This is a genomic window from Actinomadura sp. NPDC048955, assembly GCF_040649435.1.
In the GTDB taxonomy this organism is placed as follows: domain Bacteria; phylum Actinomycetota; class Actinomycetes; order Streptosporangiales; family Streptosporangiaceae; genus Spirillospora; species Spirillospora luteofluorescens.
On record NZ_JBEZJI010000015.1, the window covers coordinates 23,590 to 40,186 of the forward strand.

Sequence of the window (16,597 nt, forward strand, 5' to 3'; positions counted from 1 at the left end):
TCCCTTCGATCTATGTGCTCTGGGGTTTCGGGAAGAGGTAGGCGGCCCGGTATCCGGCCGTCACGGCGCCCCAGGTCCGTTCCGCCGCGACCCATTCACGGGCCGACCGCCCGATTTTTTGTCTCCTTTCGGGACTGTAAGCCAGATCTTCCAGACAATTCGCCCACGCTTCCGGGTCTTCCGGAACTGTTAACGCCCCCGTCACGCCCGGTTCCACGATTTCGCGAAGAGCCTTGACATCACTGGCTATAACGGGGATTCCACCCGCCATGGCCTCGATCGGTTTCAGAGGCGTCACCAACTGGCACACCCGGTCCGCCCGGCGCGGAACCGCGAAGACATCGAGGACGGCGTGGTACTGGCGAACGGACTCCATCGGCACCCGGCCGGTGAACACGGCGTGGACGCCGCGTTCGGCCGCGCGCCGTTCGAGCGCGCCGCGCTCGGGGCCGTCCCCGACCAGCAGCAGCGTCACCGGCGCGCCGCGGTCGCGCAGCAGGGCGGCCGCGTCGATGAGCGTGTCGATCCCCTCGTAGCCGTAGAACGAGGACGTGAGGCCCACGACGGTGGCGCCGCGGTCGATCCCGAGCCGCTCGCGCATGCCGGAGCCGTCCGGGAGCGGCGCCAGGAACGCCTCGTCCACCCCGTTCGGCACCGTGAAGATCTTCTCCTCGGGGACACCGCGGGAGGCGATCTCCGCGCGCATCGCCTCGCCGAGCGTGACGACGGCGTCGGCCTCGGCCATCCGGCGGGTCTCCAGCTCGCGGGTCAGCCGGTAGAACTCGTCGTCCTCGCTGTGCGCGGGGTCGCGCGACAGCCAGGAGTCCTCCAGGAAGCCGCGCACCTCGTAGACCACCGGCACGCCGTGGCGGCGCCCGAGCTCCAGCGCGACCGCCGCGTTGAGATGGTTGCTGACGGCGTGCAGGACGGACGGCCGCAGCTCCTCGACCAGCCGTCCGGCGAGGTCGGCGCTCTTCGCCACGGTCTCGCGCGGGTCGGTCTGCGGGAACCAGGGCAGCAGCCGGTGGTAGGGGACGCCGTCCACGTCCACGACCGCCCGCGCGTCGGCGATGCCCTGGCTGAGCGGGTACCCGAGCCGGGTCACGATGTGGGGGGCGAACCCCATCTCGCGCTGGGCGAGGGCGATCCGGTGCGTCCGCACCGTGTAGCCCGCGTTCGTGCGCGGCAGAGCGTTCGTCACGAACTGCAGGACGGTCGTGCCCCGCACGGCCCGGCGCGTGCGCGTCGGCGCGGGCTCGGCGAGCAGGAGCCGCAGGTCCCGCGTCTCGCGTCCCACGTCCCGGGGCTTCGGGACGACGAGGCGGGAGCGCCGCAGCCGGGCGCCGAGCGGGGTCCGGGCGGCCAGCCGCACAGCGAGCCGCGACGCCCGTCCCGGGTCGTCGCGGAGCTGGCGCCAGGCGAGTCCTGCCAGGTAGACGGTTTTCTTCACGGGTTCGTCGGCCACAGGCCGGACGGTAGGCAACCCCGATGAACAGAAGGGAAATTGTGTTGGCACCCATCGTGCACGTCCTCGGAGCGCGGCCCAACTTCGTCAAGGCGGCGCCGGTCATCTCGGCGCTCGCCGCGGCGGGCGCCGAGCAGGCGGTGATCCACACCGGCCAGCACTACGACGCGCGGATGTCGGAGATCTTCTTCGACCAGCTCGGGCTTCCCGAGCCCGACGTCAACCTCGGCGTCGGGTCGGGCGGGCACGCCGAGCAGACCGCCGCGCTCATGATCGGGCTGGAGCAGGAGTTCACGGGGCGTTCACCCGCGCTCGTCATCGTGTACGGCGACGTGAACTCGACGATCGCCGCCGCCCTCGTCGCGGCCAAGCTGCACATCCCGGTCGCCCATGTGGAGGCCGGGCTGCGCAGCTTCGACATGACGATGCCGGAGGAGGTCAACCGCAGGATCACCGACCAGCTCTCCGCGCTGTGCCTGGTCACGAGCCCCGAGGGGATCGGCCACCTGGCCGCGGAGGGCGTCGCGGTGAGCCGGGCGCACCTGGTCGGCAACCCGATGATCGACACGCTGCTGGCCAACCTGGACCAGTTCGACACGGCCGCGGTGCGGGAGGCGCACGGGCTGCCGGAGCGCTACGTCCTCGCGACCATGCACCGTCCGGCGAACGTCGACGCGCCGGAGACGGCCGCGGCCCTCGTCCGGCGCCTGCACGGCGTCGCCGACCTCGCCGACCTGGTCATCCCCGTCCACCCGCGCGGCCGGGCGAACCTGCTGGCCGCCGGGCTGGACGAGCACGACCGCGTGCACATTCTGGAGCCGCTCGGGTACATCGACTTCATCGCGGCCGTGCGGGGGGCGGCGGCGGTCGTCACGGACTCGGGGGGCCTGCAGGAGGAGACGACGATCCTCGGGGTGCCGTGCCTGACCGTCCGCCCCAACACCGAGCGGCCGATCACGATCACCCACGGCACGAACCGGCTCGTCACGTTCGAGGAGCTGGTGCCGGGGGTCCGCAAGTGCCTGGAAGGGGGGCCGGCGCCGGCGGACGGGCCGGGCGGGCGCCGGCCGCCGCTGTGGGACGGCCACGCCGGCCCCCGCATCGCCGAAGTGATCATGGAGTTCCTGGGTGAGTGACGAGGAGAAGAACGCCAAGGCCTACCAGCAGCTCGGGCGGCTGAAGTCCACGCTGCGCGAGCGCGAGGCGCGCCTGGACGAGATGGAGAAGCGGCTCGCGGCGCTGGAGGCCTCGACCGCCGTCCAGTTCGGGCGGCTGGTCGCGGGAGCGGCGCGCAACCCCAAGCGCGGCAAGCGGCTGCCGCGGGAGCTGTACCGGCTCTGGCGCAAGCGCAGCGCCCCGGTCTCGGCGGCGGCGCGCGCCGCCGCCGGCGGCGGCGTCCACCCGGACCGCGTGGAGCGGCCGGAGGACCGCCTGCTCGTCGCGGGCCCCTCCGACCTGCCGATCATCGCGGGCGTGCTCGCGCCAGGCACGGCCGCCGCCCTCGCCGGGCACACCGAGGTCGTCGCCCTGTACCCGCATGACGCCGCGATCGCCCTCGAAACCGCCGACGTGGACGCGCTCGTGGTGGACGCGGCGGCCGGCGAGCCCGGCGGCCCGTGGGCCTACCTGGGCGTCCCCGGCATGTACGACCGCGATCTGGCCCTGCACGAGATCCGCCGGATCGCCGCGGCCCGCTCGCTCCCGCTCGTCCTGTGGGGCGAGGCGCCGCCCGCCACCCTGGCGTCCCTGCACTGGGACGCGACCGCCACCGCGCCCGCCGGGCTCGCCCGGCTCCTGCACGCCCCGGGGACTCCGGCCCGTTGAAAGGAACCGCCATGCGACCACGCGCCCTCGTCTACGGCGACGTCGACCTCAACATCATCGACGGGTCGGCCATCTGGGCCCAGGGCATGGTGCAGGCCCTGGTCCGCGCCGGCTGCGAGGTGACCCTGGTCCTCAAGGCCCCCCTCCGGACCGGCCGGCTCGTCGACCCGCTGCGCGGCCTGCCCGGCGTCACCGTCCGCAGCCCGCACGAGGAGGGGCTGTTCGAGGGGCCCGCCGGCATGGCCGCGCGGCAGGCCGCCGAGGTGCTCGCCCGCGTCGACGCCGAGGAGCCGCACGACCTCGTCGTCGTGCGCGGCCGCGTCCTCGCGGGCAAGCTCGCCGCGGGCCCCATGGCCGGGCGGCTCTGGACGTACCTCACCGACGTCCCGCAGTCGGCCGCGGAGTTCACCGCCTCGGCCAAGGGCGACCTGCGCCGGATCGCCGACGCCTCCCGCGTCCTGCTCTGCCAGACCGAGGAACTGCGCGGGTTCCTGGAGAGCGCGGTCCCGGCCACGGCCGGCAAGAGCGTGCTGTTCCCGCCGGTGGTCGTGCTCCCGGACGGCCTGGAGACGCGCCGCCCCGGGCCCGCCGACGGCCCGCTGCGCCTCGTCTACACCGGCAAGTTCGCGCCGCGCTGGAACACCTACGAGATGACGTCCCTCCCGCGCCTGCTGGCCGTGCGCGGCGTGGACGCCGAGCTGCACATGGTCGGGGACAAGATCCACGACGATCCGTCCGACCCCGGCTTCGCGGCCCGGATGAGGACCGCGCTGGAGACGGGCGAGGGCGTCGTCTGGCACGGCGGCCACCCGCGTGCCGAGGCGATGCGCCTGACCGCCGCCTGCGACGTGGGCCTGTCGTGGCGCGACGTTTCCCTGGACGCCAGCCTCGAGGTGTCCACGAAGGTGCTGGAGTGCGGGACGCTCGGCGTCCCGGTCGTCCTCAACCGCACCCCGATGCACGAACGGCTCCTCGGCACCGACTACCCGCTGTTCGCCGCCACCGAGGACGACGTGCTCGACGCCCTGGCCCTCATCGGCAAGAACCCGGAGGTCTTCACCCTCGCCGCGGACCGCTGCCGCGCCGCCGCCGCCGGGTTCACCCTCGACGCGGCCGCCGCCCGCCTCCGCGGCCACCTGGCGCAGGCGTTCCCGGAACCGTCGGAGAAGGTCCTCGCGGTGAAGGGGCGCCGCCTGCGCGTGGGCGTGGCGGGCCACGACCTGAAGTTCTTCTCCCGCCTGCTGGACTACCTGCGCTCCCGTCCCGACCTGGAGGTCCAGGTCGACCACTGGGCCGCGCTCAAGGCCCACGACGAGGAGCGCAGCCAGGCCCTGGTCGACTGGGCGGACGTCATCGTCTGCGAGTGGTGCGGCCCGAACGCCCTCTGGTACGCCCGGCGCAAGCGCCCGGACCAGCGCCTCGTCGTGCGCCTGCACCGCTTCGAGCTGTACGCGGGCTGGCCGAAGCAGCTCGACATCGGCGCCGTCGACAAGGTCATCTGCGTCAGCCCCCACTACGACGCGCTGACCCGCGAGATCACCGGCTGGCCCGCCGAGAAGGTCCTCACGATCCCGAACTGGGTGGACGACGCCCAGCTCGACCGCGCCAAGCTCCCCGGCGCCGAGCACCACCTCGGGATGATCGGCATCGCCCCGTCCCGCAAGCGCCTGGACCTGGCCCTCGACGTGGTCGAGGAGCTCCGCCGCGACGACCCCCGCTTCACCCTCTTCGTCAAGTCCAAGCTCCCCTGGGAGTACTGGTGGATCTGGCAGAAGGACGAGGAGCGGGCCCACTACGAGGACGTCTTCCGCCGCATCCGCCGCTCCCGCGTCCTCTCCGGCGGCGTCGTCTTCGACTCCTACGGCCGCGACGTGGCCTCCTGGCTGCGCCGCATCGGCTGGGTGCTGTCCACCAGCGACGACGAGAGCTTCCACCTCGCCCCCGCCGAGGGCATGGCCTCGGGCGCCGTCCCGGCCCTGCTGCCCTGGCCCGGCGCCGGCACCATCTACGACCGCCGCTGGATCCACGACGACACCTCCGCCATGGCCGCGTCCATCGCCACCACGGTCTCCCTGGACCGCTGGCAGGACGACGCCGAGCAGGCCCGCGCCCAGGTGAAGGCCGCCTACGGCCTGGACGAGGTCTGCCGCCAGTGGACGGACCTCCTCACCGGCTAGGCCGCGCCTCCCGTCCGCACGGGGCGGGGGACGGCGGCGAAGGGGGAGAGGGTGAACCACGTCGGGACGCCGCGGCGCAGGTGCTCCGGCCCGTGCAGCTCCACCGTCCCGGCGCGCAGGGCGTCGGGCCAGGCGAGGTCGCCGCGCCAGATCTCGACCATGGCGCGCAGGGGAGCGGTCACGGTGACCGAGACCTCGTGCCCGGGGTCCTCGTCGCAGACGTCGGCCGTGCCGGAGTTCAGGACCAGCCACCAGTCGCGGGCGGCGGGCGGGACGTCCGGGAAATGGAACAGGACCACGGTCCGGCCCGCGGGCGCCGCGCCGGCGTCCACGTGCCGGCGCATGTCCCAGAGCAGGAGCTTCGGGTCCAGGTCGCGCTCGCCGAGCTCGCCGATCCAGCGCACGCCCCAGACGGCGAGGGCCTCCACCACCGGGCGCAGCTCCTCGCCCGCCGGGGTCAGGACGTAGCGGTCGCCCCGTCTGGCGACGACCCCGGCGCGGACGAGCTGGTTCAGGCGCTTGGCCAGGAGGGTGGGCGACATGCGCGGCACGCCGCGCCGCACCTCGTTGAAGCGTTCGCTCCCCGCGAGGAGCTCGCGGACGATCAGCAGCGTCCAGCGTTCGTCGAGCAGTTCCATCGCCTTGGCGACGGGACAGAACTGGTAGTACGAAGCCCCCATAACGGGCAGGCTAGGCGGCCGCGGCGCCGTCTGCCAGGGCCGGTACAGATCCTGTACTAGGAGCGCGCCCGGCCGGTTCCTAGCGTGGACTCCACGGCAAGAGGGGACACGAGGGGAGATAGGCCATGGGGGACGCGGTAAAGGCCGCACATCGGGCGATGTGGGCGAGGGGCGACTACCCGGCGCTGGCGGACGAGGTGATCCCGGACCTGGGGGCCGCGCTGGTCCGCGCGGCCGGGATCGAGCGCGGGCAGCGGGTTCTGGACGTCGCCGCCGGGGCGGGCAACGCCGCCGTCGCGGCGGCGCTGGCGGGCGCGGACGTGGTCGCCGCCGATCTGACGCCGGAACTGCTCGACGCCGGCCGTGCCGACGCCGAGCGGCGCGGCGCGAAGCTGGAGTGGCGGGTGGCCGACGCGGAGGCGCTGCCCTTCGAGGACGGGGAGTTCGACGCCGTGCTGTCCTGCGTGGGCGTCATGTTCGCCCCGCACCACGAGGCCGCGGCGGGCGAACTGGTGCGCGTCTGCCGGCCGGGGGGCACGATCGGGCTGCTCAACTGGACGCCGGAGGGGTTCATCGGCCGGATGTTCGGCGTGATGAGGCCGTACGCGCCGCCGCCCCCGCCGGGGGCGCAGCCGCCGCCGCTGTGGGGGAGCCCCGAGCACGTCCGGGCGCTGCTCGGCGGGCGCGTCGCGGAGTTCGGCTTCCGGCGCGACGCGCTGCGGGTCGACCTGTTCGACGAGCCCGGCGACTTCCGCGACTACTTCAAGAGCCGCTACGGCCCCACGATCAGCGTCTACGAGCGCATCGCGGGCGACCCGGACAAGGTCGCGGCGCTGGACGAGGCCCTCGCCGGGCTGGCCCGCGACCACGACCGGGGAGCGCCGACCCTGTCCATGGACTGGGAGTACCTCCTGGTGACGGCCCGCCGCGCCGGCTGAGCAACGGACCGCAAGAGATCCGTAGAGATCCGTCAAGACGGAGAAGGTCCCCGCGGCGCCGCCGCGGGGACCTTCGCTGGGGTACGGGTCAGCCGGAGCTGCCGACGGCGGCGCCGGCCGGGGCGGGCTCGGCGGGCAGCTCGGCGCGGTAGCTCTCGATCTTGGCGTTGAGCTTGGCGAGGCTGCGGCTGTAGTCGCGGCTGGAGAGCCAGAACTTGTAGATGATGATCAGCTCGAAGGCCAGCAGGCCGACGCCGCTGAGGACCACCACGGGGATGATGGCGCCCGGCACGATCGCGGCGGCGATCGGGGCGACGATGAACACGCCCATCTGGAACTCGATGCCGCTGATCAGGTGGGGGCGGATGCGGCCCGCCATGAGGACGTTGCGGATGCGGGCGTACCAGGGGAAGCGCTGGTTGAAGCCCGCCTGGAGGGCCACGACGTTGGGGTCGTCGCCGACCACGCGGTTCTCCGCGTCGGCCTCGGGGTCCTCGGTGAGCGCCTCGGCCGAGCGCAGGTCCTCGTCGGCGTCGGCCGCCAGGTCGCCGTTGGCGCGGCGGGCCGCGAGTTCGAGGCTCCGGGCCTCCTCGCGGGCCGCGGTCAGCGTCGTCCGCATCTGCGAACGGACCTTGTAGATCTCCAGCGCGTCCATGTAGCGCAGCATGTCGAGGAAGACGACGCCGAGCGCCGTCCAGACGTAGGCGACGTTGCCGGTGGCGGCGTACTGGCCGGCCATCAGGGCGATCGCGCAGGCCAGGACGCGGACGCGGTCGAAGATGTAGTCGAGCCAGGCGCCGAACACCGACCCGGTGCCCTTCAGCCGGGCGATCTTGCCGTCCATGCAGTCGAGCGTGAACGACAGGTGGTACAGCAGCGCGCCGGCGAGCAGCCACGGCCAGGACGCGACGGCGAAGCAGGCGCCGGCGGCGAGGCCGAGCACGAGCGCGCCGACGGTGAGCTGGTTCGGCGTCACGCGCGTCCTGTTCGCCGTGAACTTGACGAGCCTGGCGGCGAGGGGGTCGACCAGCAGCACGGTCCACCAGGCGTCACGCGCCTTGTACGTCCGTTGCCGAACGTCGTCGAGCGTGAAGTTCGCCATGGGGTTCCTTTCGTTCGCGGAGCGGTCTGATCGTATCGGCTGTCCGGTTCCGGACACCGGCGATCTCCCGGATCGTGATCGTCCGGTCACATGACGATCGCCGCCGTGGGTACAAGAGGCGGGGTGCGCGTGCGTTCCGTCCTCCCCCACCTGCCCCACCTGCCGTTCCTCGCGGTGCTCGCGGTCGCGCTCTGGATCCGCGCCGTCGCCGTCCTCGCCTATCCGGCGCCGCTGTGGTTCGGCGACTCACCCGCGTATCTGAAGGCCGCGGTCGAGTTCCGGCCGGACGAGATGCGCCCCAGTGGATATCCGATCTTGCTGTGGCTGCTCAAGCCCTTCCACAGTTTCGCTCTGATGGTGTCCGTGCAGCACGCCGTCGGGGTGCTCACCGGGGTCCTGGTGTACGTCCTGGTCTGGCGCGCCGCACGGGCGGCCTGGCCCGTCACGGACGAGAGGCGGTGGCGTGCCTGGCTGCCCGGCACGGCGGCGGCGCTGCTGACCGTCCCGGTGCTGATCCCCGTGCACCAGATCGCCCTTGAGCACATGCTCATGTCGGATTCGCTGTTCGCGTTCCTGCTGCTCGCGGCGGTGGCCGCCGTGCTGTGGCGCCGCCGGCCGGCCTGGTGGCTCGGCGCCCTGGCCGGGGCCTTCACGGCCTGCGCGACGCTCACCCGCACGGCGGGCCTGCCGCTGATCGCCCTGGTCCTGGCCGCGATGGTGATCAGGAGGGCGGGCTGGAGGGTGTGCGCGGCGACGGCGGCCGCGTTCGCCCTGCCCGTCGCCGGGTACCTGGTCTGGTTCCACGCGGAGTACGGCCAGTACAAGCTCGCCAAGGCCGACCAGGTGTTCCTGTACGGGCGCACCGCCGCGTTCGCCGACTGCCGGGTGATCAGGCCCAGGCCCGAGCTGGCGGTCATGTGCCCGAAGCGGAGCGACCCCAGGATCTCCAGGTCGTTCTCGGTCATGTGGACGCCCGACTCCCCGTTCCGCCGCATCCCGGGCTGGGTGTACGGCGAGGACGGCAACCGGCTCGCGGGCGAGTTCGCCTGGGCCGCCATCAAGGCGCAGCCCGTCGACTACGCGCAGGTCGTGGTCCGCGACACGCTGAGGGCGTTCGCCTGGCACCGGCAGCCGTACCCCACGCCGTGGACATGGCTCCAGTACGAGTTCCCCGAGGGCGAGGCGTGGAGCGACAAGCAGGCGGGTCTCGCCCGGCAGTACGGCGGTGACGGCGAGACCCGGGTCGTCCGGCCGTGGGCGGGGCAGGTCCTCGCCTACCAGGACCACGTGGTCATGCCCGGGACGATCCTCGGCGTCCTGCTGCTCGGCGGGCTCGCCGGGGCGACGGCGCACGCGCGGTCGGACGGGCGGTGGCGCCTCGCCCGGCCCGTCCGGCACTGGGCGGGGGGCGCGCTGCTCCCGTGGGGGACGAGCCTGGCACTGCTGGTGATCCCCGCCGCGACCGCCGACTTCGACTTCCGCTACGTCATGCCCGCCGTCCCGTTCGCGTGCGTCGCGCTCGGCCTGGCGCTGTTCCCGCCGCCCCGCCCGCCGCGCGTGCCCGCGCCCCGGCGCGAGCACGCCCCGGCGGCCCGGGCGAAGATCGACGCAGAGTCCGCCTAGCGCGGCCGGTCCGATCGGGCGCGCGGTCAGAGATCGAGGTGGTGCAGTGCGGCGTCGAGGCAGCGGCGGAGGTCGCCGGCGTCGGGGGCCACGGCGGTGAGAAGGACGCCCGGGCCCGCGAGCGGGGTGATGACGCCGTGCGCGCGCGCCGGGACGCCGTCGAGGATGTGCGTGCCGGGCGGACGGTCCTGGTACGCGGGGTCGATGACGAGGAGCTGGCCGACGGCGCGGTTGCCGGCGAGCACGGCGGGGCCGTCCCAGCCGGGGGCGCCGGGGCCGTAGGCGTTGTGCTGGTCCAGCAGCGTCCGGCCGTCGCGGCGGACCGTGAGGCGACTGGCCAGCCGTCCCGGCGGCTCGTGTGCGCGGCCGAGGATCAGCTGCTCGCTGAGGACGAGCCGCGCGGTGCCCGCGAGGTCGATGCGCGTGTGCTGGCGCAGGTCGCTTCCCGCGGCGGAGATGACGGGTTCGGGCAGCCACTGCAGTCGTGCGGAGTCGTCCACGCGCAGTGCCGCGTCGAGGACGGAGTGGTCGGGTGTGCGGCCGGGCAGCGCGACCGTGGCGGCGGCGGAGATGACGTGCAGGTCGGCGTCCGGCCCGACGGCGGCCTCGATGCGCAGGCGGTCGCCGTTGTGCGGGGCGCTCATGGTGTTCAGCGTGCAGACGCGCGCCTGGGCGCCGCGCGGGCGGAGCCGGCGGAGCGCGAAGGGGCCGTCGCCGTGCAGCAGCGGCAGGTCGGTGACTCCGTCGGCGGCCTCGGCTCTGATGCGGGCGGTGGCATGCAGCCTGTAGGGGGCGGGCGCGGCATCGGCGGTGCGCGCCGCGGTCCGGAGGGGCGGCGCCGCGGTCATGCCCGGGCCGGGGGGTGCTCGGCGAGGCGGCGGCGGACCCAGTCGGCGACGGGCTCGATGCCGCCTTCGGCTCTGACGCTGGTGAGGACGACGGGCAACGAGCCGCGCGCCGCCCTGGCGTCGCGTTCCATGGCGCCGAGGTCGGCGCCGACGTGCGGGGCGAGGTCGGCCTTGTTGATGACCAGGAGGTCGGCGGTGGTGACGCCGGGGCCGCCCTTGCGGGGGATGTCGTCGCCGCCCGCGACGTCGATGAGGAAGATCTGGTGGTCGACCAGGCCCCGGGAGAAGGTGGCGGTGAGGTTGTCGCCGCCGGACTCGATCAGGACGAGGTCGAGGGACCCGATGCGTTCCTGCAGTTCCTCGACGGCTTCGAGGTTGGCGGAGATGTCGTCGCGGATGGCGGTGTGCGGGCAGGCGCCGGTCTCCACGGCGGTGATCCGCTCGGGTGGCAGCACCGCCTGGCGCAGCAGGGCCTCGGCGTCCTCGCGGGTGTAGATGTCGTTGGTCACCACCGCGATGGACAGGGTGTCGCGCAGCCTCCGGCACAGGGCGGCGACGGTGGCCGTCTTGCCGGAGCCCACCGGGCCGCCCAGCCCGATGCGCAGGGGGCGCGGACGGCCGCCGGAGCGGGCCGCGCCGGGAGGGACGACGTCGCTGAGGACCGGGTCGGTGCGGTGCAGGTGCATGGTGCCCTCCGGGTGGTGTTCAGCTGGCGAACAGGCGTACCGGCCAGGCCGCGTGCTGCTCGGCGGTGATGTCCAGCAGCGGCGCGGACGCGGCGGGCAGTGCGTCCACTCCGTCCGCCGGCAGCCGCGCCGCATGGCCGGCGGCCTCGGCGGCGACGGATTCCATGGCGCCGCCGAGGCGTGCGATGACGGCGGTGGCCGCGAAGGGGTCGAGGCCGAGCAGGCGTACCACGGCGGTCACCGGGGCGCAGACGCTGTCGTAGGCGGCGGCCTGGGCGGCGCCTCGCGGCGTCAGCCCGGCCGAACGCGCGGCGAGGCCGAGCACGACGGGCTGGTGCGCCCCGGCGGGGCGTGCCGCGGCCAGGTGCTCCAGCTCGGGGCCGGGCCAGACGGCGCGGACGGCGCGCATCAGCTGCCGGCCGAGCTTGCGCGCCGCCTGGCGCAGCGCTGGGGAGGGCGTGCGCGCGTCGGCGGCGTCGTCCAGGGCCAGCGGGTCGTACCCGGCCGCCGCGGCGGCGGCCAGGGAGGCCGCGACCAGGCCGGTGGTGGCCAGCCGCCCGAGGCAGAAGGTCTCCAGGGACGCGGCGTCGTGGACGCGTCCGGCCGCGACCGCGGCCTCGGCCCCTCCGGAGTGCGCGTGGCCGCCGGAGGGGAAACGGCCGTCGCCGAGGATCAGCAGCGGCAGCGGGCTCATCGTGGCTCCAGGGTGCGAGGATCGGTCAGAACAGGAAGTACCGCTGGGCCATGGGCAGTTCGGTGTGGTACTCCGGGGTGACCGCGTCCTCGCCGACCTCCACGCTGACGTCCTCGGTCCGGTCGTCCTGCTCGTCGGCTCCGCCGCTGCCCTCGATGACCACGGTGAAGCTGTCGGGGTCGACGTCGATGCGCGGGAGGGCGTCGTTCTCGCGCATGTCGGCCTTGGTCAGGCCCCGGGTGCTGGTGATCGTCTCGAAGGGCTTGCGGAGTCCGTCCACCCGCCCGGCGAACCGCTCGGAGACGAAGTTGACCGAGTTCCCGCCCGGGGCGTGCCCGAGCGCGCCGAACATGCGGCGGGGAAGGACCGGCTGCGGGGTCGGGACGGCGGCGTTGGCGTCGCCGACCTGGGCGTAGGCGATCTGCCCTCCCTTGATCACCAGGTGGGGCTTGACTCCGAAGAACGCCGGCTCCCACAGGACCAGGTCGGCTAGCTTGCCGGTCTCCACCGAGCCGACCCTGTGGGCGACGCCCTGGGCGATGGCGGGGTTGATGGTGTACTTGGCGACGTAGCGGCGGGCCCGCAGGTTGTCCGCGGCCCCGTCGCCGTCCAGCGGGCCGCGCCGCCGCTTCATCACGTGCGCGGTCTGCCAGGTCCGCAGGATCATCTCGCCGACGCGTCCCATCGCCTGCGCGTCGGAGGACATGATGGAGATCGCGCCCATGTCGTGCAGGACGTCCTCGGCCGCCATCGTGGACGGCCGGATCCGCGACTCGGCGAAGGCCAGGTCCTCGGTGACCTTCGGGTTGAGGTGATGGCAGACCATCAGCATGTCGACGTGCTCGGTGACGGTGTTGACGGTCAGCGGCCGGGTGGGGTTGGTGGACGCGGGCAGCACGTTGCGCCGGGACGCCATCTCGATCATGTCCGGGGCGTGGCCGCCGCCCGCCCCCTCCACGTGGAAGGCGTGGATGCAGCGCCCTGCGACGGCCTTCAGGGTGCTCTCCAGGAAGCCGGCCTCGTTGAGGGTGTCGGCGTGGATGGCCAGCTGCGCGCCGGACTCCTCGCACACGCGCAGGCAGGCGTCGATGACGGCGGGGGTGGCGCCCCAGTCCTCGTGCACCTTGAACCCGATGACGCCCGCGCCGAGCTGGTCCCGCATGGAGTCGGCGGACATCGTCGCGCCCTGGCCGAGCAGCCCGATGTTGACGGCGGAGCCGTCCAGCGCCTCCAGCAGCGAGGTGATGTGCCAGGAGCCCGACGTGACGGTGGTGGCCTTGCTGCCCTCGGCGGGCCCCGTGCCGCCGCCGATGAGCGTCGTCACGCCCGAGCCGAGCGCCTCGTCGAGCTGCTCGGGGCAGATGAAGTGGACGTGGGTGTCCACCCCGCCCGCGGTGAGGATCTTGCCGTTGCCGGCGATGATCTCGGTCTCCGGGCCGATCACGATGTCGGTGGCGACCGCGTGGCCGTCGTGCCGCCGGTTCATGGTCTCGGGGTTGTAGGCCTTGCCCAGGGCGACGATGTCACCGCCGCGCAGCGCGACGTCCGCCTTGACGACGCCCCAGTGGTCCAGGACCACCGCCCCGGTGATCACCGTGTCCGGAGCGCCCTCGGCGCGCGAGACGCGGGACTGGCCCATCGACTCGCGGATCACCTTGCCGCCGCCGAACACCGCCTCGTCGCCGCTGTGCCCCGGGCCGCCCGCCCAGTCCTCGGTGATCTCGATCCACAGGTCGGTGTCGGCGAGCCGGATCCGGTCGCCCGCGGTCGGCCCGTACAGGTCGGCGTACTCCGCGCGCTCCAGCCGGGGGCGGCATACCTCGGGCTCAGTCATGCAGCCCGCCTCCGACCATCCCGCGCAGCCCCATGACCTTCCGCTCTCCCTGGAGGGGGACGAGATCGACCTCGACGCGGCAGGCGGTCTCGAAGCGCCGCGACTTGCCCGCGGGGATGTTCAGGCGCTTGCCGTAGGCGCACTCGCGGTCGGGCGCCGCGTCCGCCGCCGCCGTGACCGGCCGGATCTCCAGCGCCGGGTTCACCTCGTAGAAGTGGTAGTGGGAGCCGACCTGCACCGCGCGGTCGCCGGTGTTGCGCACCTCGACCCGCGTCACCGGCAGCCCCTCGTTGACCGGCACCGGCTCGGCGCCGTCCGGGTGCTCGACCTGCCCGGGCGCGGTGACCTCGGGCCGCGCGGGGATGGGGTCGGTGATGGTCACCAGCTTGGTGCCGTCCGGGAAGGTCGCCTCCACCTGGATCATCTCGATCATCTCGGGGACGCCCCGCATCACCTCCCGGCGGGTGAGCACGCCCCGCCCGGAGGCCATCAGTTCGCGGACGGTCCTGCCGTCCCTGGCCCCTTCGAGCACGTGCGCGGTCAGCAGCGCCACCACCTCGGGGTAGTTCAGCCGGAGCCCCCGGGCCCGGCGTCCGGCCGCCACGTCGGCGGCCACGTGGATCATCAGGCGCTCCTGCTCGTGCGGGGTCAGATGCACCGTGGTCCTCCTCCAGCTCCGGCGTCTCACTCCGGGGTTGAAGTGTCACTTAGAGTGATATCGCCTGGAAGAGGTTGTTCGGCCACTCTGGCCTCACCGTTCAGAGAGACAACGTTGGCCCGCGGCGTCCGTTGTCGCGGCGTGGCGCGGCGAGCAGCCCGCCGAGCATCCGCTCCCATCGCGCGGCGACCGCGGACACGGCGAACCGCTCCGCCGACGCGGCGGCGTTCGCCGCCATCGCCCGTCTCGCCTCCTCGTCGTCGATCAGCCGGATCAGCGTCTCGGCGAGCGCGCCGGAGTCCTCGGGCGGGACGAGCAGCCCGTCCGCCCCGTCGGTGATGAGCTCGCGGGGCCCGTGCGGGCAGTCGAAGGCGACCACCGGCAGCCCGCACGCGAACGCCTCGATGATCGTCATGCCGAACGGCTCGGCGCGCGAGGGCAGGGCGAGGACGGACGCCTTGGCCAGCTCGCCCTCCATGTCATGGGCCGGCCCCATCATCCGGACGTGGTTATAGAGGCCGAGGCGGGTGGCCCGGCGGCGCATCTCCTCGCGGCGCGGTCCCTCGCCGTAGATCCGCAGCCGCCACTGCGGATGCTTCTCCACGACCTTCGCGAACGCGTCGACGAGCAGGTCGAACCCCTTGATCCAGACGATCCGGCCCGCCGCCACGACGACCCGGTTCTCCTGCCGCGACCGCGGGTGCACCCGCGGGGGAAGGCCGTTGCCGATCGTGTGGACGGGGCACGAGCCCGCGGGAAGCAGGCGCCCGTACTCCGCCGTGTCGGCGGCCGTCAGGCAGGTGAGTGCGTCCAGCCGCGGGTACCACTCCTCGATCTCGGCGAGGATCCCGGCGTCGTTGATGCCGAGCTGCAGGTGCTCCTGCCCGACCACGACGACCTTGGCCGGCGCCAGCCGCGCCGCCATCAGGTTGAGCCCCGCCCGGGTGGTGACCAGCACGTCCGTGCGCGGCCTGCGCAGGAAGCGGGTGAGCCTCTCGTCCGTCCAGGCGGAGTACTTGGAGAAGCTGCGCTCCTCGGGGTGGACGATCCGCGTCGGCTCGGCCATGAGCCGCGCGGCGCGCTCGGTGTTCGGCCACGGGACCTTCGCGCCCGGCCGGACGTCGACCAGGGAGCGCAGCCGGACGCGGTCCGAGAGCGGGAACACCGGCCGGTCGGCCGTGCGCCGCACGCTGACGATCTCGACGTCGTGGCGGCGGGACAGCTCGTCCGCGAGCGTGAAGGTGCTGCGCACGGTGCCGTCGACGGTCCAGGCCTCCAGCAGCAGGAACGTGATCTTCATGGGGCGTCGTCCTCGGGGAGGAGGTGGCAGGCGACCGCCAGCCCGTCCTTGAGCGTGTAGTACGGCCGCACGCCCATCCGCCGCGCGCCGGACGGGACGATCTGCCGGGGGTAGGAGAGCGTGCCGTGCTTGCCCGGCGCGTCGTCGAGGAAGGTGGCGAGGCGGGCGCGGACGTCGCCGGCCTCCAGCCAGAGGTCCCACAGGCCGGGCTCGTGCCGGGTGAACGCGTGAACGTCCAGGCAGGCGTCGAACGCGGTCCCGTCGAGCCGGGCGACCCCCGTCTCACGGCCGCCGCCGTCGCGGGCGACCGCGACCAGCCGGGCGGCGGCGCCCGGACGCGGCCCGGTGTGGGCGAGCCATCCGATGATCTTGATTTCGCCGTCGAGCGGGTGCACCTCCTCGACCTCCGCGTGCGGGGCGACATCGCGGACGTCGAGCGTGGCCCGCCCGTCCGGCGCCCGCACGACGCGGACGGCCCGCTCCCGCGCCCGCCCGGCGTACTCGCGCAGCCCGTCGAACGAGAACCCGGGGTCGTCGGTCAGCAGCGGACGGTCCGCGCCGAGCAGCACGTCCCACGCGCCCGGCGCGAGCCCGCCGACCGCAAGCGCGGCGGAGCACCGGTCATCCGCGAGCGGCCCGGCACGGACCTCCCCGGTCGGCGCGTGGCGCAGGACGATCCGCTCGCCCTCCGCCGCAGGGCGCCTCCACCGGATGTGGAGCGTGTCGTCCGCGCCGACCCTGCAATGGTCGGCCACCCCGCACCCGTCT

Annotated in this window: 15 protein-coding genes; 5 read left to right on the top strand and 10 right to left on the bottom strand. The window is 73.8% G+C overall.

Annotation, left to right across the window (positions count from 1 at the left end; genetic code table 11):
• Positions 1-10: 10 nt before the first annotated feature.
• On the bottom strand, positions 11-1,465 hold the full coding sequence (locus AB0C84_RS17020) for a glycosyltransferase family 4 protein (protein ID WP_361066730.1): 1,455 nt from the start codon (positions 1,463-1,465) through the stop codon (positions 11-13).
• Positions 1,466-1,518: 53 nt separating this feature from the next.
• Here AB0C84_RS17020 and wecB point away from each other — a divergent pair, with 53 nt between their 5' ends.
• Genes wecB through AB0C84_RS17035 form a run of 3 tightly spaced genes read left to right on the top strand, consistent with a single transcriptional unit; the run spans position 1,519 to position 5,466 of the window.
• A complete protein-coding gene (gene wecB / locus AB0C84_RS17025; protein ID WP_258942786.1) occupies positions 1,519-2,601 on the top strand; it encodes a UDP-N-acetylglucosamine 2-epimerase (non-hydrolyzing) in 1,083 nt (360 codons plus the stop codon).
• Positions 2,594-3,289: a hypothetical protein gene (locus AB0C84_RS17030; protein ID WP_361066733.1), complete on the top strand. Its 696-nt coding sequence runs from the start codon at positions 2,594-2,596 to the stop codon at positions 3,287-3,289. The genes wecB and AB0C84_RS17030 overlap by 8 nt, the downstream gene beginning before the upstream one ends.
• 11 nt (positions 3,290-3,300) lie before the next feature.
• Positions 3,301-5,466: a glycosyltransferase family 1 protein gene (locus AB0C84_RS17035; RefSeq protein ID WP_361066736.1), complete on the top strand. Its 2,166-nt coding sequence runs from the start codon at positions 3,301-3,303 to the stop codon at positions 5,464-5,466.
• On the opposite strand, the gene AB0C84_RS17040 is transcribed toward AB0C84_RS17035, so the two are convergent.
• The gene (locus tag AB0C84_RS17040; RefSeq protein ID WP_361066739.1) at positions 5,463-6,146 is read right to left on the bottom strand and encodes a helix-turn-helix domain-containing protein; all 684 of its coding nucleotides are present in this window, start codon (positions 6,144-6,146) and stop codon (positions 5,463-5,465) included. The two genes, AB0C84_RS17035 and AB0C84_RS17040, sit on opposite strands and share 4 nt — an antisense overlap.
• A gap of 125 nt (positions 6,147-6,271) precedes the next feature.
• Between AB0C84_RS17040 and AB0C84_RS17045 the strand changes: the two genes are divergently transcribed.
• Complete coding sequence (locus AB0C84_RS17045) at positions 6,272-7,084, top strand: class I SAM-dependent methyltransferase (RefSeq protein WP_361066742.1); 813 nt, start codon at positions 6,272-6,274, stop codon at positions 7,082-7,084.
• Between the two features lie 88 nt (positions 7,085-7,172).
• On the opposite strand, the gene AB0C84_RS17050 is transcribed toward AB0C84_RS17045, so the two are convergent.
• Positions 7,173-8,186, bottom strand: a complete 1,014-nt coding sequence (locus tag AB0C84_RS17050) for a CDP-alcohol phosphatidyltransferase family protein (protein WP_339155398.1) — start codon at positions 8,184-8,186, stop codon at positions 7,173-7,175.
• A 123-nt stretch (positions 8,187-8,309) separates the two neighbouring features.
• On the opposite strand from AB0C84_RS17050, the gene AB0C84_RS17055 reads away from it, so the two are divergent.
• Positions 8,310-9,809 carry a hypothetical protein gene (locus AB0C84_RS17055; protein WP_361066745.1) on the top strand — a complete coding sequence of 500 codons (1,500 nt, stop codon included), beginning with the start codon at positions 8,310-8,312 and terminating at the stop codon, positions 9,807-9,809.
• A gap of 26 nt (positions 9,810-9,835) precedes the next feature.
• Here AB0C84_RS17055 and AB0C84_RS17060 read toward each other — a convergent pair whose 3' ends face one another.
• The 7 genes from AB0C84_RS17060 to AB0C84_RS17090 all read right to left on the bottom strand — a co-directional run bounded on the left by AB0C84_RS17060 (position 9,836) and on the right by AB0C84_RS17090 (position 16,584).
• Positions 9,836-10,657 carry an urease accessory protein UreD gene (locus tag AB0C84_RS17060; RefSeq protein ID WP_361066748.1) on the bottom strand — a complete coding sequence of 274 codons (822 nt, stop codon included), beginning with the start codon at positions 10,655-10,657 and terminating at the stop codon, positions 9,836-9,838.
• Positions 10,654-11,343, bottom strand: coding sequence for an urease accessory protein UreG (ureG, locus tag AB0C84_RS17065; RefSeq protein ID WP_361066751.1), 690 nt, complete (start codon positions 11,341-11,343; stop codon positions 10,654-10,656). The genes AB0C84_RS17060 and ureG overlap by 4 nt, the downstream gene beginning before the upstream one ends.
• 19 nt (positions 11,344-11,362) lie before the next feature.
• Complete coding sequence (locus AB0C84_RS17070) at positions 11,363-12,037, bottom strand: urease accessory UreF family protein (RefSeq protein ID WP_361066754.1); 675 nt, start codon at positions 12,035-12,037, stop codon at positions 11,363-11,365.
• 25 nt (positions 12,038-12,062) lie between these two features.
• Positions 12,063-13,871 carry an urease subunit alpha gene (locus AB0C84_RS17075; protein WP_361066757.1) on the bottom strand — a complete coding sequence of 603 codons (1,809 nt, stop codon included), beginning with the start codon at positions 13,869-13,871 and terminating at the stop codon, positions 12,063-12,065.
• Positions 13,864-14,529 (bottom strand): urease subunit gamma, encoded by a 666-nt coding sequence (locus AB0C84_RS17080; RefSeq protein ID WP_361066760.1) that lies wholly within the window; start codon positions 14,527-14,529, stop codon positions 13,864-13,866. The genes AB0C84_RS17075 and AB0C84_RS17080 overlap by 8 nt, the downstream gene beginning before the upstream one ends.
• Positions 14,530-14,629: 100 nt before the next feature.
• On the bottom strand, positions 14,630-15,829 hold the full coding sequence (locus AB0C84_RS17085; protein ID WP_361066763.1) for a glycosyltransferase family 4 protein: 1,200 nt from the start codon (positions 15,827-15,829) through the stop codon (positions 14,630-14,632).
• Positions 15,826-16,584, bottom strand: coding sequence for a hypothetical protein (locus tag AB0C84_RS17090; protein WP_361066766.1), 759 nt, complete (start codon positions 16,582-16,584; stop codon positions 15,826-15,828). The genes AB0C84_RS17085 and AB0C84_RS17090 overlap by 4 nt, the downstream gene beginning before the upstream one ends.
• Between the last annotated feature and the right edge of the window lie 13 nt (positions 16,585-16,597).

What these genes read in the sequence shown, in the direction of transcription:
- AB0C84_RS17075 (WP_361066757.1), bottom strand. Translation starts at nt 13,871, where the DNA reads ATGACTGAGCCCGAGGTATGCCGCCCCCGGCTGGAGCGCGCGGAGTAC.
- AB0C84_RS17035 (WP_361066736.1), top strand. Translation starts at nt 3,301, where the DNA reads ATGCGACCACGCGCCCTCGTCTACGGCGACGTCGACCTCAACATCATC.
- AB0C84_RS17070 (WP_361066754.1), bottom strand. Translation starts at nt 12,037, where the DNA reads ATGAGCCCGCTGCCGCTGCTGATCCTCGGCGACGGCCGTTTCCCCTCC.
- ureG (WP_361066751.1), bottom strand. Translation starts at nt 11,343, where the DNA reads ATGCACCTGCACCGCACCGACCCGGTCCTCAGCGACGTCGTCCCTCCC.
- AB0C84_RS17040 (WP_361066739.1), bottom strand. Translation starts at nt 6,146, where the DNA reads ATGGGGGCTTCGTACTACCAGTTCTGTCCCGTCGCCAAGGCGATGGAA.
- AB0C84_RS17060 (WP_361066748.1), bottom strand. Translation starts at nt 10,657, where the DNA reads ATGACCGCGGCGCCGCCCCTCCGGACCGCGGCGCGCACCGCCGATGCC.
- AB0C84_RS17085 (WP_361066763.1), bottom strand. Translation starts at nt 15,829, where the DNA reads ATGAAGATCACGTTCCTGCTGCTGGAGGCCTGGACCGTCGACGGCACC.
- AB0C84_RS17045 (WP_361066742.1), top strand. Translation starts at nt 6,272, where the DNA reads ATGGGGGACGCGGTAAAGGCCGCACATCGGGCGATGTGGGCGAGGGGC.
- AB0C84_RS17050 (WP_339155398.1), bottom strand. Translation starts at nt 8,186, where the DNA reads ATGGCGAACTTCACGCTCGACGACGTTCGGCAACGGACGTACAAGGCG.